This window comes from Arthrobacter sp. USHLN218 (assembly GCF_037144715.1).
Lineage (GTDB): Bacteria > Actinomycetota > Actinomycetes > Actinomycetales > Micrococcaceae > Crystallibacter.
Window position 1 is genome coordinate 719,032 of sequence record NZ_JBBCYT010000002.1, and the last position, 14,988, is coordinate 734,019.

Consider the following 14,988-nt stretch of genomic DNA (forward strand, 5'->3'; position numbering starts at 1 on the left):
GTTAGAGCAGCAATGAACACGCTGAAAGTGGCACTGTTGGGGTGCGGAAATGTCGGATCCCAGGTGGCGCGGATACTCCTTGACGACGGCGAAGACCTGGCGCGCCGCTCCGGGGCGCGCCTGGAACTGGCCGGCATCGCCGTGCGCAACGTGGACGCGCCGCGGGACGTCGAGTTGCCGCGCGAACTGTTCACCGACGATGCCGAGGCCCTCGTGAAGGATGCCGACGTCGTCATCGAACTCATGGGCGGCATGGAACCGGCACGGTCGCTGATCCTGCGCGCCGTGGAGCACGGCGCCTCCGTGGTCACCGGCAACAAGGCGCTGCTGGCGGCGGACGGCCCGGCACTGTACGAGAAGGCCGCCGCGGCCGACGTCGAGCTGTACTTCGAGGCCGCCGTCGCAGGCGCCATCCCCATCCTGCGGCCGATCAGCGAGAGCCTCGCGGGCGACCGGATCACGCGCGTGCTGGGCATTGTCAACGGCACCACGAACTACATCCTCGACCAGATGGATACCACCGGCGCGGACTTCGCCGACGCACTGAGGGCCGCGCAGGCGCTCGGCTACGCGGAAGCGGACCCGACGGCGGACATCGAGGGCCTGGACGCGGCGGCCAAGGGGACGCTGCTGGCCTCGCTGGCCTTCCACACGGTCTTCCCGCTCGACGCCGTGCGCTGCCAGGGCATTACGTCGATCACGGCCGCGGACATCGAGGCCGCCCGCGACACGGGTTTCGTCATCAAGCTGCTGGCGATCGCCGAGAAGCAGACCGCGAAGGACGGCACTGCCGGCGTATCGGTGCGCGTGCACCCGACCCTCCTGCCGCGCACCCACCCGCTCGCCGCCGTCCACGGCGCCTTCAACGCGGTCTTCGTCGAAGCGGAGAACGCCGGCCAGCTGATGTTCTACGGCCAGGGCGCCGGCGGCCGTCCGACCGCGTCGGCCGTGGTGGGCGACGTGGTTGCCGCCGCGCGGCGGATCGTCAGCGGCGGGCGCGGGCGCACCGAGACCACCGGGGAGCAGCTGCAGGTGCTGGGCGAGGACAGCATCCTCACCAGCTACTACATCGGCCTGGACGTGGCGGACCAGCCCGGCGTGCTCGCGAAGATCGCGCATGTTTTCGCCGACCACGGCGTATCGATCGAGGTCATGCGCCAGACCATGCACACCGAGGACCTGCCCAGCATCGCGGACGGCAGCGCCGCCGCCGAGCTGCGCATCATCACGCACCGCGGCACCGAGGCGTCGCTGGCCGCCACGGTTGAAGCGATCAAAGACCTCGACGTTGTCAATTCAGTAACTTCTGTCCTGCGAGTAGAAGGAGTCTAAGTGGCTCACCAATGGCGCGGCGTCATCCGCGAGTACGCCGATCGTCTGCCGGTCACGGACGAGACCGAGATCGTGACCTTGGGCGAAGGCGGAACGCCGCTGGTCCATGCCAAGGCGCTCTCCGAGCTGACCGGTTCGACCGTGTACCTGAAGGTCGAGGGCATGAACCCGACCGGGTCGTTCAAGGACCGCGGCATGACCATGGCCATCACGGCCGCGGTGGAAGCGGGCGCAAAGGCCGTTGTCTGCGCCTCGACGGGGAACACCTCCGCCTCGGCCGCCGCGTATGCCACCCAGGCCGGGCTGAAGTGCGCGGTCCTGGTGCCGGCCGGCAAGATCGCGATGGGCAAGATGAGCCAGGCGATCGCCCACGGCGCGGAGATCATCCAGATCAACGGCAATTTCGACAACTGCCTCGACGTGGCGCGCAAGCTCTCCGAGGCGTACCCGGTCTTCCTGGTCAATTCGGTGAACCCGGCACGCATCCAGGGGCAGAAGACGGCGGCCTTCGAGACCGTCGACTACCTCGGCGACGCCCCGGACATCCACGTCATGCCCGTCGGCAACGCGGGCAACATCACCGCGTACTGGAAGGGCTACCAGGAGTACGCGGCCGAGTACGAGTCCAAGACGGCCGGCACGCTGCCCGCCGTAGCGACCAAGACCCCGCAGCTGTGGGGCTTCCAGGCGGAAGGGGCCGCCCCGCTGGTCCTGGGGCATCCGGTCACCGAACCCGAGACCATCGCGACCGCCATCCGGATCGGCAACCCCGCCTCCTGGCAGACCGCGGTTGCCGCCCGTGACGAATCGGGCGGCCTGATCGAGTCCGTGTCGGACGAGCAGATCCTTGCGGCACACCGGTGGCTGTCCTCCCGCGAAGGGGTTTTCGTGGAGCCCGGGTCCGCGGCCGGCGTCGCCGGACTGATCAAGAAGCACGAGGCCGGCGAAGTGCCCTCCGGCAAGACCATCGTCATCACGGTCACCGGTCACGGCCTGAAGGACCCGCAGTGGGCCCTGCGGACCGAAGACGGCGGCGAAGTGACCCCTGTGAAGGTTGATTTCGACGTTGTCAGCGTGGCTGCAGCCCTTGGCCTCGAGTAGCGCTCCCGTGAGGACCTTCGAACGCACGGCGATCGCCGCGGGCCAGCGCGTGAGCGTGCGGGTCCCGGCGACGAGCGCCAACCTGGGCCCCGGCTTCGACAGCCTCGGACTGGCGGTGACGCTGTACGACCAGGTCTCGGTGGAATCCACCGACGACGGCGTGTTCAGCGCCGAGGTCGCGGGCGAGGGTTCCGCGGAACTGCCCCGGGATGAGAGCCACCTGATCATCGCCACGATCAGGGACACGCTCGGCCGGGTCGGCTTCGAAAGCAACGGCCTGCGGCTGGAAGCCACGAACGTCATTCCGCACGGACGCGGCTTGGGCTCGTCGGCCGCGGCGATCGTCAGCGCTGTGCTCCTGGCGAACGCACTGCTGCCGGCCGGTGACAGGCTGTCCGCGCAGGAGGTCCTCCAGCTGTGTTCGGCGCAGGAAGGGCATCCGGACAACGTCGCGCCCGCGCTGGCCGGCCGGCTGGCCATCTCCTGGGAGACGGCGGGGTCCTTCTTCAGCACCGCCGTCGATGTGCACCCGGACATCATTCCGATCGTGGCGATTCCGTCGTACGAGCTGTCCACCGAGACGGCGCGCAACCTGCTCCCGGTTTCCGTCCCGCACCACGTCGCCGCCGCCAACGCGGGCCGGGCCGCCCTGCTGGTGCAGGCGCTCACCCGCGACCCGTCGCTCCTGCTGCCGGCTACGGTGGATGCGCTGCACCAAAGCCACCGGGCGCCGGCCATGGCCCCCAGCGCCGATCTCATGGCGTCGCTGCGTGCCGCAGGCTTCGCATCCGTGGTGTCCGGGGCCGGCCCTACCGTCATGACGCTGGCCCGCGGACGTCAGCAGGCGGACCGCATCCAGGAGCAGATCCACGCCATCGTCACGGCATCCCCAACTGCCGACGGCTGGCGTGTTCTGGAACTGGAAGTCGACACAGATGGTGCTAAAGTAGAGATGCACCGCCGGAATTAACCGGCTTGGCAACCTGTCGCAGCGGCCGCTGGCAATTTGGCACCGGCCATGAAGTACCGGCAGCGGGGCCATGATCCGGTGCAGCCTCCTGAGGATCCGTTGAGGAATTACTGAGTGCCGTGCCACGCGCAGCAAACGCGGACGGCGCATCCCTAAGACCGATTGAACGGACGTCGTCCGAGGTTTTTACACAATCACTCGGCTTTGCCAGGTGCCGCACTTCGGCAAACCCGACCCGGCTATGTTTCTTATGCATCAGCCGGGATGCAAACAACGCGGTCCGCTTCCGATGCGGCCGCCCGACGAGGGGGAAGGATCCTTCGTGACAGAAACCACTGACCTGACTGCAGGTGTGGCGACAACATCAGACTCACCTGCGCCAAAGAGCGCGGGACTTGCCGGACTGAAGCTTGCGCAGCTGCAGGCTCTGGCCACCCAGCTGGGCATCACGGGTGGTTCGCGGATGCGCAAGAGCGACCTGGTCGCGGCGATCTCCGACCACCAGCGCGGTTCGTCCGTCGCGGATCGGCCCGCCAAGGCCGCGGCACGTGCCGCGGCGGCGGAAGCGCCGGCCGCGCCTGAGGCGACGGCCGAGACCGCCGCGTCCAACGGCCAGGCGAAGACTGCTCCGAAGACCGGCGGGGACCTGAACAAGGCCGCGGAACGCGTGACCCGGTCCCGCACCCGCAGCCGCCGGGCTTCGAGCGACGGCACCGTCACCGAGGCGCCCGCCGCAGCACAGGCGCCTGCCGCCGAGGCCGCCGCTCCGGCAGCCGAAGCCGCTGCCCAGGCGCAGCCCGAGGCACAGCAGCGGCCCGAGGCCGAAACCGGCCGCGAGGGCGGCCGCGGGCAGGGACGCACCCGTAACCGCCGCGCCGAGCAGCAGCCGGAGCAGGTCGAAGGCGGCGCCGAGCGCCGCGAGCAGGGCGAAACCGCCGGCGCCGAAACACCCAAGGGCGGCCAGGAGAGCCAGGGCCAGCAGGGCAGCCAGGAGGGACAGGGCGACCGCCGCGAGCGGCGCGACCGCGGCCGTGGCCGAGGCCGTGACGGCGACGGCCGCGACACGGACACTCGCGATGACTCCGAGGACGGCGGACGCAACCGCAACCGCCGCAGCCGCAACCGCCGCGACCGCGACGGGGAGTCCGGCAACACCCGCTTCCGCGACCGGAACGACCGCCGCCGCGGCCGTGACCGCAGCCCGGACGTGGATGACACCGAGATCAGCGACGACGATGTCCTGCTGCCGGTCGCCGGCATCCTCGACGTTCTGGAGAACTACGCCTTCGTCCGCACCTCCGGCTACCTGCCCGGGCCGAACGACGTCTACGTCTCCCTGGCACAGGTGAAGAAGTACAACCTGCGCAAGGGCGACGCCGTCGTCGGTGCCATCCGCGCACCGCGGGACGGCGAGAACCCGAACCAGAACAGCAGGCAGAAGTTCAACGCCCTGGTCCGGTTGACCTCGGTCAACGGCAAGCCCGCCGAGGACAACAAGGACCGCGTGGACTTCACCAAGCTGGTTCCGCTGTACCCCTCCGAGCGACTGCGCCTGGAAACCGAGCCGAAGAAGATCGGCCCGCGCGTCATCGACCTCGTCGCGCCGATCGGCAAGGGCCAGCGTGGCCTCATCGTCTCGCCGCCCAAGGCCGGCAAGACGCTTATCCTGCAGTCCATCGCGAACGCCATCACCATCAACAACCCCGAGGTCCACCTCATGATGGTCCTGGTCGATGAGCGTCCGGAAGAAGTCACGGACATGCAGCGCACGGTCAAGGGCGAGGTCATCGCCTCCACCTTCGACCGCCCCGCCGATGACCACACCACGGTCGCCGAACTCGCGATCGAGCGGGCCAAGCGCCTGGTGGAAATGGGCATGGACGTCGTCGTCCTGCTGGACTCGATGACCCGCCTGGGCCGCGCCTACAACCTGAGCGCGCCGGCTTCCGGCCGCATCCTCTCCGGCGGTGTGGACTCGTCCGCGCTGTACCCGCCGAAGCGCTTCTTCGGTGCTGCGCGCAATATCGAGAACGGTGGATCGCTGACCATCCTCGCCACGGCGCTGGTGGAAACCGGTTCCAAGATGGACGAAGTGATCTTCGAGGAATTCAAGGGCACCGGCAACATGGAACTGCGGCTCTCCCGCAGCCTGGCCGACAAGCGCATCTTCCCGGCCGTGGACGTCAACGCGTCCGGTACCCGCCGCGAAGAGAACCTGCTCTCGCCCGAGGAAGTCAAGATCATGTGGAAGCTGCGCCGGGTCCTTTCGGGCCTCGACACGCAGTCGTCGCTTGAATTGCTCACCGGCAAAATCCGCGAGACGCAGTCCAACGTCGAATTCCTGATGCAGGTCCAGAAGACCACGCTGGGTTCCAAGTCCGACGACGACAGGTAGCTGCCCTAGCCGCCCAAGATATGCCGGCCCTCCATGATTGCGATGGCCGCGGCCCCTACGGATCCGCTTCCGCGGACCGGCCGGGCCGGAGCCGAGCAGGCTGGCATATTTTGGGCGGCTGTTGCTGTTAAACCGCCAGCGGTGCACCGGCTGTCCCGGAAGCCGCCGTCGTTACTTAGACTGAGATAAGAGTCGGAAGAGGTTAAAGATGTTTGAGTCCGTCCAGGGCTTGTTGGATGAGCACGCGCAGCTGCAGCAGCAGCTGAGCGACCCCGCCGTGTACGCCGACCAGGCGCTGGCGCGCAAGCTGGGGCGCCGCTCCGCCCAGCTGAACGGGATCGTCGAGGCCCACAAGCGGTGGAAGCAGCTCTCCGAAGACTTGGGCGCGGCCCGGGAAATGGCGGCGGAGGATCCGGAGTTCGCCGCGGAAGTCCCCGGGCTGGAAGCCGAGCTCGAAACCGCGCAGGAGCGGCTGCGCCGGCTGCTCATTCCCCGGGACCCGGACGACGCCCGCAACGTCATCATCGAGGTCAAGGGCGGCGAAGGCGGCGACGAGGCGGCGCTGTTCGCCGGCGACCTCCTGCGCATGTACACGCGCTACGCCGAAGGCCGGGGCTGGAAGACGGAGGTTATCTCCGCCACCGAGTCCGACCTGGGCGGCTACAAGGACGTCTCCATGGCCATCAAGGGCTCGTCGAACGACCCGGCCGAGGGCGTGTGGGCACGGATGAAGTTCGAGGGCGGCGTCCACCGCGTCCAGCGCGTGCCGGTCACCGAATCCCAGGGCCGTATCCACACGTCGGCCGCCGGCGTGCTGGTGCTGCCCGAGGTGGACGAGCCGGAAGAGATCGACATCAGCCAGAACGACCTCAAGATCGACGTGTACCGTTCCTCGGGGCCGGGCGGCCAGTCGGTCAACACCACGGACTCGGCGGTCCGGATCACGCACCTGCCCACCGGCATTGTGGTCGCCATGCAGAACGAGAAATCGCAGTTGCAGAACCGCGAAGCGGCCATGCGCGTGCTGCGCGCCCGCTTGCTGGCGCACCAGCAGGAGCAGATCGACGCCGCCAATTCGGAGACCCGCAAGTCGCAGATCCGCACCATGGACCGTTCCGAGCGGATCCGGACCTACAACTTCCCGGAGAACCGGGTGGCCGACCACCGCACGGGCTACAAGGCCTACAACCTTGATGCCGTGATGAACGGGGAATTGGAGCCGGTCATCCAGTCGGCCATCGAAATGGACGAACAGGCGCGGCTCGACGCACTGGGCGAGGACCACTAGGCGACGTGGCTGCAGTAACTCTCGCCGAGGCGCTGGCCGAGGCGGCCAGGCTGCTGGCGGAGGCCGGCGTGCCGAGCCCGCGGGTGGATGCCGAGCTGCTGGCCGCGCACCTTCTGGGTGAATCCGCGGGCCGGGTCAGGGCACTGGCGCTGACCGGCGCCGCCAGCCCGGAGGGCCTGGCCGAACTCGTGGCCGAGCGCGCGCGCCGCGTTCCGCTGCAGCACATTACGGGCAAGGCGTACTTCCGGCACCTGGAGCTCGACGTCGGACCGGGCGTCTTCATCCCGCGCCCGGAGACCGAAACGGTCGCCCAGCACGCCATCGACGCCGCCCGCCGGACGCCGGGCGCCAAGGTCGTGGACCTGGGCACCGGTTCCGGCGCCATCGCCGGATCCATCGCCAGCGAGGTCCCCGGCGCCGAGGTATACGCCGTCGAACTCAGCGGGCTCGCCCACGCGTGGGCCGCCCGGAATTTGGAACCGCTCGGCGTCACGCTGGTCCGGGGGGACCTGCGGACCGCGCTGGAAGAACATGACGGAACGTTCGACGTCGTTGTTTCCAACCCTCCGTACATACCCCCGGATGCCGTGCCCGTTGACCCGGAAGTAGCCGAACACGACCCCGAGCTGGCCCTTTACGGCGGGGGAGCGGACGGCATGGAGCTGCCGCGCGCCACCGCCGCCAGCGCCGCACGCCTGCTGAAAAGCGGGGGCTATTTCATCATGGAACACGCAGAAGTGCAGGCGCCGGCCGTGTCGAAATTGCTCGTGGACGCCGGCTGCTGGAACGATGTTGGCACGGTCTCCGATCTCACCGGACGAGAGCGTGCGACCGCCGCTGTCAAGCGGTAGTGGCGCCAAGAATGAAAGAATGAAACCTGTGACCCCCACATTCAATTGCCAGGACGAAGTCGACCGGAGCGAAGGGCTGGCCGCCGCACAGACGGCCCTCAGCAGCAAGCAGTGCGTGGTAATCCCGACCGACACGGTCTACGGGATCGCCGCCGATGCCTTCTCGCCGCAGGCCGTCGCCACGTTGCTGGCGGCGAAAGGGCGGAGCAGGAAGATGCCGCCCCCGGTCCTGATCCCGCGGCCCCAGACCATGGACGGACTCGCGGTTGACATCAGCGCCGACGCCCGGCTGCTGGCCGACACGTTCTGGCCCGGCGGGCTGACGCTGATCTTCCATGCCCAGCCGTCGCTGACGTGGGACCTGGGGGAGACGAAGGGCACCGTGGCCCTGCGAATGCCGGATGACCGGATTGCCCTGGACCTGCTCGCGCTGACCGGGCCGCTGGCCGTTTCCTCCGCTAACCGGACGGGCCGGCCGGCTGCGCAGACTGCAGCCGAGGCGTTTGCGCAGCTTGGCGAGTCGGTCGAGGTCTACCTCGAAGCGGGGGAGCGCGAAGCCGGATCGGTCCCGTCGACGATCGTTGACTGCACGTCCACCCCGCTCCGGGTGGTGCGCGAGGGTGCGCTCAGCCTCGAGCGGCTGCGCGAAGCGGTGCCCGGCATCGTCGGCCTGGGCGAGGAACTGCCGCAGCAGGCACCCGAGGATGCGCCCGCCGAACCGCGGAGCGAGGCTGAGGACGACGACGAATCCGCGCCGCAGTCCCGGGAAGGGACCGTCGGGGCATGAGCCAGCCCGCCCCGGCCCCCGGCAGGACCGCCAGCAGCGATAAGGCGCTCTGGCTCTGGTCGCAGTTCCTGCTGGACTCGTTCTCCTGGATCGTCGCCATCGTGCTGGCGGTCTACCTGCGCTATGAAATGCAGCTGAGCGAGCTGCGCCTGCCCGGCATCCTGGTGCTCTGCGGCATCGCCATCGCATCGCAGTTCGCGGTGGGATCGGCCTTCGCGCTGTACCGCGGCCGCTACAGCTTCGGCAGTTTCCACGAAGCAAAGCTGCTGGTGATCGTGACGGTGTCCGTCTCGGCGATCATGACAGTGGCGCTGCTGTTCTTCGGCATCTCGATGAGCATCGCCCGCGGCATCGGCCTCATCGCCTTCCCGTTCGCCTGCCTGTTCATGGCCGCCATCCGCTACCTCAAGCGGATGTATGTCGAGAGCAAGGCCAAGCCGGGGGAGCAGGCGGCGCGGACCCTGGTCTACGGGGCAGGTTTCGTCGGAAAATCCATCGTCACCCGCATGAGCAACGACCCGGCCTCGCCCTGGCTGCCGGTGGGGCTGATCGACGACAATCCGGCCAAGAAGCATCTGCGCATCGCCAGCGTCCCGGTCCTCGGGCGGATGGCGGACCTTCCGGACATTGTCGCCCGGACCAACGCGACGGTGCTGCTGATCGCGATTGCCAATGTCGACGCCAAGCAGGTCCGGCACATTTCCGACGTTGTCGCGGGCCTGAACATCAAGGTCCTGGTGGTGCCGCCGCTGAAGGACATGCTGACCGGCGGTTCGGAGTTCTCCTTCCGCGAAGTTGCCATAGAAGACCTGATCGGACGCCACCCGGTCGATATCCACGTCGAAGAGATCGCCGGCTACGTCAAGGGCAAGCGCGTCCTCGTCACCGGCGCCGGCGGCTCGATCGGATCCGAGCTGTGCCGCCAGATCAACCACTTCGAGCCGGCGGAGCTGATCATGCTGGACCGGGACGAGACCGGCCTGCAGGGCACCCAGATTTCCCTGACCGGGCAGGGCCTGCTCGACGGCAAAGACACCGTGCTGGCCGACATCCGCGACGCGGAGGCGCTGACCTCGATCTTCCTCGACCGCAAGCCCGAGGTGGTCTTCCACGCCGCGGCGCTCAAACACGTCTCCCTGCTGGAGCAGTATCCGGAAGAGGCGTGGAAGACCAATGTGCTGGGCACACTCAACGTGCTCGAGGCGTCCCGTGCGGCCAACGTCCAGACGTTCGTGAACATCTCAACCGACAAGGCGGCCAACCCCACGACGGTCCTGGGCCATTCCAAGCGTGTGGCCGAGAAGATCACCGCATGGGTCGCCCGTGAATCGGGGCTGAAGTATGTTTCCGTGCGGTTCGGCAACGTGCTCGGCAGCCGCGGCTCGGTCCTGCCGCTGTTCAACGAGCAGATCCGCAACGGTGGCCCGGTAACGGTCACTGATGCGGAAGCCACCCGGTTCTTCATGACGATTCCGGAAGCCTGCCAGCTCGTGATCCAGGCCGGCGCCATCGGCCGCGGCGGCGAGGTGCTCATCCTCGACATGGGCGAGCCCGTGCGCATCCTCGACGTCGCGCAGCGCATGATCGCCATGTCCGGCAAGCAGGTCGACATCGTGTTCACGGGACTTCGCCCGGGGGAGAAGCTGCACGAGGACCTGATCGGCGAGGGCGAGGGCGACTCGAGGCCGCTGCACCCCAAGATCTCCCATGCCTGCATAGACGCCCTCGACCCGACCCGGATGTCGCTTGAGGAGTGGAAAAGCCGCCAGCATCAGCCGATTGCGGGCCACGTGGCGGAGACGGCGAAATGACCCAGCTGGTGGCCGCCGTCGTGGCGTTCGGCCTCAGCCTGGGGCTGCCCGTCCTGCTTAAGCCCGTGCTGCTCAGGCACGGCGTCCTCGATATTCCCAACGAACGGTCCTCGCACACCGAGGCCGTGGTCCGGGGGATGGGCATCACCGTCGCCGCGGGCGTGGCCGGCGGCCTGCTCGTCGCCATCGTCGGAGCGGACGCGGGCGAGGGTCCGCTGCTGGCCACTGTGGCCGGTGCCTCGCTGGCCGCCGCGCTCCTTGGCTGGGCCGAGGATTTCCGGGGGCTGGGCATCAAGGTCAGGTTCCTGCTGCAGCTGGCCATCGGTGCGGCGGCGACGGCGGCGCTGGTCCAGCTGACGGATGCGGTCTGGTGGTGGGTCCCGCTCGGCGCCGTCGCGGTTGCCGGCTATATCAACGTGGCCAACTTCATGGACGGTGTCAACGGGATCTCGGGACTGCATGGCCTGGCCGTCGGCGGCACGTTCGCCGCCGTCGGGGCGATGTACGGGATGCCCTGGCTCGTTTCGGCAGCCCTGGTCATCGCCATGGCCTTTGCGGCGTTCCTCCCGTGGAACCTGCGCGGACGCAACTTCCTTGGCGACGTCGGAAGCTACCTGCTGGGCGGATCCCTGGCGGTGACGGGGGTGGCCGCGTTCCTCTCCGGCGTGGGACCCGAAATGCTGCTGGGTCCCGTCGCCGTCTACCTGGCCGATACCGCGACGACCCTGCTGCGGCGCATCAGCGCGGGGGAGCGGTGGTACGCCCCGCACCGCCAGCATGTCTACCAGCGGCTGACCGACGTTGGATTGAGCCACCTCCAGTCCGCGGTGCTGGTCACCGTGTGCTCGCTGCTCACCGGAATCTGCGGCATTGCCGCGGGAGAGAGCGCCCTGCCGGTCAAGGTGGCCGCGCTGGCAGCAGGGGCCGCAGTCCTCGTTGTGTATCTGCAGGCGCCCCGGATCCTGGGGCATTGGCGGCAAGGTTACGCAACTGGTCGGTGAACGGGACAGCCGGGGACCGAACGAGTTCTATCTCGTGTAGAATTCATCTGGCCGCTAAAACGGTCTTCCCCGCCTACTGACTGAATGGACAGCCATGAGTGCACCCGAATCCAACGGCCGCCGTGCCGTTGCCGGTGTACCCCTCCGGGCTGCGGGTCCCACAGTTTCGCCTTGGCTGAGCATCCTGGCCAAGGCGGCAGCGGCGGCCGGTGCCGCCACCTTGGTGGTCATGCTGCTGGGTGCCGTGCTCGCCGGCGGCAATGCGGCCCTCGGCGCCCTGCTTGGCGCGGCCCTGGTCGTGCTGTTCTTCGCCATCAGCCTGCTCGTCGGACATTTCGTCGGCAGGAACAATCCGTCGGGCGCCATCGGCGCGTTCATCGCCACATATGTGCTCAAGGTCGTCGGCTTTGGCGCGGTGCTCTTCGTGGTAGGCACGCCGGACTGGCTGGACACCACCTGGTTCTTCATCGCGGCCGTGGTCGCGGTGGTCGTATGGCAGGGTGCCGAAGTCTTCGCTTTTTCGCGGGTCCGGTACCAGATCTATGCCGACTCTCCCGAGGCTGCCCCCGGCAGCGCCGGAAAGGACGAGCGGCATGCCGGCTGAGCCCTCCCCGGATAACTCGAATGGCGGCCGGGATTACCCGGGCGGCAACACGTTGGCCACCTACATTATTGGCGGGATCATCGCCTGGGGTTTGATAGGGTGGGGGCTGGACTTTCTGTTGAATACCCGCTGGCTGTTCATCGCCGGAGCCGTTCTGGGCGCCGGCGGCGGCTACTATCTGGCCCGAAAGCACAACCTCACCCGCAGCCCCCAGCGCAGGCGTGGGGACCGGGGAACCAACAACTAAATGCCAATAACTTCATACGGTGGCATGCCCTTGGCGGCAGGCCACCCCGAAACGCCCAATGATGGACACTGCAGAGAGGAAACGCGTTGATCGCGCTTGCGCTTCCGGCGGCCGCTGATGAAGGTGGCTTCGTCCCACCAACCCTCGAAGATATGCATCTTCCCGAAGTCCTTCCTTGGGCCGCGGAATACGGCACAGGATTCGGAAAGCAGATGCTGCTGGTTCTCCTTTCCGTGGTCCTGATTTCCTGGTTCTTCGTTGCGGCTGCCCGCCGCGGCAAGCTCGTTCCCGGCAAGATGCAGTTCCTCGGCGAAATGAGCTACAACTTCGTCCGCAACTCCGTGGGCAAGGACATCATCGGCGAACGCGACTACCGGCCGTTCGTGCCGCTGCTGTTCGCACTGTTCTTCTTCATCCTGGTCAACAACCTCTTCGGGTCGGTCCCGCTGATCCAGATGCCCACGACGTCGCACGTGGGCACCGCCTACGCGCTGGCCGGCATCGTGTACTTCACCTGGATCATCCTGGGCATCCAAAAGCACGGCATCGGCTACTTCAAGCTGGCCGTGGTCCCCTCCGGCGTCCCGAAGGCGATCCTGCCCCTGGTTGTCCTGATCGAAATCATCTCGACCTTCCTGGTCCGCCCGGTAACCCACAGCCTCCGTCTTTTCGCCACCATGCTGGCGGGCCACCTGATCATCATGCTGGCAGCCGCAGGCTCCGAGTTCCTGCTCACCCAGGACCAGCTCCTGCTCAAGCCGCTGGGCATCCTGACGCTCGCCGGCGGTGTGGGCATGTACCTCTTCGAAATCCTGATCCAGGTCCTGCAGGCCTACGTGTTTACGCTGCTGACCGCGATCTACATCCAAGGCTCCCTGGCCGAGGAACACTAAATTTCCCCGCTGGGGAAGCTCCTGAACCAAACAACCTGCCCTTAGCGGCATCTTGAAAGGAAAATAATGGAAGGCAATCTCAACCTCGTAGGTTACGGTCTCTCCGCCATCGGCGGTGCCATCGGTGTGGGCCTGGTATTCGCTGCTTACATCAATGGAGTTGCCCGTCAGCCCGAGGCCCAGCGTGTGCTGCAGCCGATCGCCTTTTTGGGTCTGGCACTGACCGAAGCTCTGGCTATCCTCGGCCTGGTGTTCGCGTTCGTCCTCTAGTCGGCATCGCGCACTTTTCAAACCGAGTAGATAGGACGGGTGAGATATGAATGAGACAGTAATCCTCGCCGCCGCGGAGGGCGTCAACCCTCTGGTCCCTAACATCTGGGAAATCCTGGTAACGCTGCTTGGCTTCGCCGTGCTCATGTTCATTGTCGTCAAGTACGTCGTTCCGGCGTTCGAGAAGACCTATGCAGAGCGGGCCGAGGCAATCGAAGGCGGAATCGCCAAGGCCGAGGCCGCGCAGGCCGAGGCAAGCGCCGCCCTTGACGAGTACAAGCAGCAGCTGATGGATGCCCGCACCGAAGCCAACCGCATCCGCGAGGAAGCACGTGCAGAGGGCGCCCAGATCCTGGCGGATCTGAAGGAGAAGGCTGCTGCCGAGGCAGCGCGCATCAGCGAGCAGGCACAGGTGCAGATCGCTGCCGAGCGCCAGACCGCAGTGACTACGCTGCGCAGCGAAGTCGGCATCCTCGCCACCGAGCTCGCAGGCAAGATCGTCGGGGAGTCCCTGAACGATGACGCACGCGCCGCTCGCGTCGTCGACCGCTTCCTGGCCGACCTCGAGACGGCCGCGCCGGCGTCCCAGAGTGCAGGTGCTGCGAACTAATGGCAGGTGTATCGAGCGAGTCACTGAAAGCGGCACAGCGGGAACTTGAGGCCAAGCTGCCGACGGCTCCACTGTCCCTGGCAGAGGAACTCTTTGCAATCCTTAGCCTGCTGGACAGCAATGCTGGACTGCGCCGGAGCCTGACTGACCCCTCGCGTGAAGGCAAGGACAAAGCCCGGCTCGTTTCGGAGCTGCTCGGCGGAAATGTTTCTGCCGACGCCCGGACCGTCGTCGAGGGCCTGGCCGCTTCGCGGTGGGCCTCAGCACGTGACATTGGTGATGCCTTGGAGACCCTCGCGGCGACTACGGCGATCGCAGTCGCGGAGAGCAAAGGCACCGGCCTTGACGGACTCGAAGGTCTGGAGAACGACCTGTTCAGCTTCATCAGGGCAGTCAATGCGGACCATGGTCTGCAGCGGGCCCTGTCGGAGCCTCAGGCATCGTCCGAGGCCAAGGTGCGGCTGGCCCTCAAGCTGGTTCCGCACGCCGGTTCGGAAGCGCAGGTCCTGATCAGCCAGGCCGTGTCCGCCCCGCGCGGACTCAAGCCGACTGCCCTCGTCCAGCGTTTCGTGGAGCTTGTCGCCCAGCGCCAGCGGCGCTGGATCGCCGAGGTCAGCGTCGCCCGTCCGCTGGCCCCGAGTCAGATCACGCGACTGCAGGCAGGGCTGGACAAGCTGTACGGCCGCGAGCTGAAGATCAACGTCAACGTTGACCCATCGCTGGTTGGCGGAGTCCGTGTCCAGGTCGGGGACGAAGTGGTCGATTCGTCGGTCATCGCCCGCCTGGCGGAACTTCAACGGAAGCTCGCGGTCTAGCTGGTCCCGCAGG

The 14,988-nt window shown here is 67.3% G+C and carries 15 protein-coding genes; all 15 read left to right on the forward strand.

What is annotated here, in order from left to right; all coding sequences use genetic code 11:
• Positions 1 to 12: 12 nt before the first annotated feature.
• The 15 genes from WFH44_RS07020 to WFH44_RS07090 all read left to right on the forward strand — a co-directional run bounded on the left by WFH44_RS07020 (position 13) and on the right by WFH44_RS07090 (position 14,975).
• Complete coding sequence (locus WFH44_RS07020; RefSeq protein ID WP_336712782.1) at positions 13 to 1,332, forward strand: homoserine dehydrogenase; 1,320 nt, start codon at positions 13 to 15, stop codon at positions 1,330 to 1,332.
• On the forward strand, positions 1,333 to 2,433 hold the full coding sequence (thrC, locus tag WFH44_RS07025) for a threonine synthase (protein WP_262105338.1): 1,101 nt from the start codon (positions 1,333 to 1,335) through the stop codon (positions 2,431 to 2,433).
• A 7-nt stretch (positions 2,434 to 2,440) separates the two neighbouring features.
• Positions 2,441 to 3,403 carry a homoserine kinase gene (gene thrB / locus WFH44_RS07030; RefSeq protein ID WP_336712783.1) on the forward strand — a complete coding sequence of 321 codons (963 nt, stop codon included), beginning with the start codon at positions 2,441 to 2,443 and terminating at the stop codon, positions 3,401 to 3,403.
• A gap of 322 nt (positions 3,404 to 3,725) precedes the next feature.
• Positions 3,726 to 5,798 carry a transcription termination factor Rho gene (gene rho, locus WFH44_RS07035; RefSeq protein WP_336712784.1) on the forward strand — a complete coding sequence of 691 codons (2,073 nt, stop codon included), beginning with the start codon at positions 3,726 to 3,728 and terminating at the stop codon, positions 5,796 to 5,798.
• Between the two features lie 208 nt (positions 5,799 to 6,006).
• The gene (gene prfA / locus WFH44_RS07040; RefSeq protein ID WP_336712785.1) at positions 6,007 to 7,086 is read left to right on the forward strand and encodes a peptide chain release factor 1; all 1,080 of its coding nucleotides are present in this window, start codon (positions 6,007 to 6,009) and stop codon (positions 7,084 to 7,086) included.
• Positions 7,087 to 7,091: 5 nt separating this feature from the next.
• Positions 7,092 to 7,937 (forward strand): peptide chain release factor N(5)-glutamine methyltransferase, encoded by an 846-nt coding sequence (prmC, locus tag WFH44_RS07045; protein WP_336712787.1) that lies wholly within the window; start codon positions 7,092 to 7,094, stop codon positions 7,935 to 7,937.
• Between the two features lie 28 nt (positions 7,938 to 7,965).
• The gene (locus WFH44_RS07050) at positions 7,966 to 8,724 is read left to right on the forward strand and encodes an L-threonylcarbamoyladenylate synthase (RefSeq protein WP_336712940.1); all 759 of its coding nucleotides are present in this window, start codon (positions 7,966 to 7,968) and stop codon (positions 8,722 to 8,724) included.
• Entirely contained in the window at positions 8,721 to 10,535 is a 1,815-nt protein-coding gene (locus WFH44_RS07055) for a polysaccharide biosynthesis protein (protein ID WP_336712789.1), read from the forward strand. Before WFH44_RS07050 ends, WFH44_RS07055 begins: the two co-directional genes overlap by 4 nt.
• Entirely contained in the window at positions 10,532 to 11,536 is a 1,005-nt protein-coding gene (locus WFH44_RS07060) for an MraY family glycosyltransferase (RefSeq protein WP_336712790.1), read from the forward strand. Before WFH44_RS07055 ends, WFH44_RS07060 begins: the two co-directional genes overlap by 4 nt.
• 94 nt (positions 11,537 to 11,630) lie before the next feature.
• Positions 11,631 to 12,140 (forward strand): hypothetical protein, encoded by a 510-nt coding sequence (locus tag WFH44_RS07065; protein ID WP_336712792.1) that lies wholly within the window; start codon positions 11,631 to 11,633, stop codon positions 12,138 to 12,140.
• Positions 12,130 to 12,387, forward strand: coding sequence for a hypothetical protein (locus tag WFH44_RS07070; protein WP_336712794.1), 258 nt, complete (start codon positions 12,130 to 12,132; stop codon positions 12,385 to 12,387). Before WFH44_RS07065 ends, WFH44_RS07070 begins: the two co-directional genes overlap by 11 nt.
• Before the next feature lie 86 nt (positions 12,388 to 12,473).
• Entirely contained in the window at positions 12,474 to 13,280 is an 807-nt protein-coding gene (gene atpB / locus WFH44_RS07075; protein ID WP_336712796.1) for a F0F1 ATP synthase subunit A, read from the forward strand.
• A gap of 66 nt (positions 13,281 to 13,346) precedes the next feature.
• Positions 13,347 to 13,550 (forward strand): ATP synthase F0 subunit C, encoded by a 204-nt coding sequence (gene atpE / locus WFH44_RS07080; protein ID WP_005268527.1) that lies wholly within the window; start codon positions 13,347 to 13,349, stop codon positions 13,548 to 13,550.
• A gap of 46 nt (positions 13,551 to 13,596) precedes the next feature.
• Positions 13,597 to 14,160 carry a F0F1 ATP synthase subunit B gene (locus WFH44_RS07085; protein ID WP_336712798.1) on the forward strand — a complete coding sequence of 188 codons (564 nt, stop codon included), beginning with the start codon at positions 13,597 to 13,599 and terminating at the stop codon, positions 14,158 to 14,160.
• Positions 14,160 to 14,975, forward strand: coding sequence for a F0F1 ATP synthase subunit delta (locus WFH44_RS07090; RefSeq protein WP_336712800.1), 816 nt, complete (start codon positions 14,160 to 14,162; stop codon positions 14,973 to 14,975). The genes WFH44_RS07085 and WFH44_RS07090 overlap by 1 nt, the downstream gene beginning before the upstream one ends.
• Positions 14,976 to 14,988: the final 13 nt, after the last annotated feature.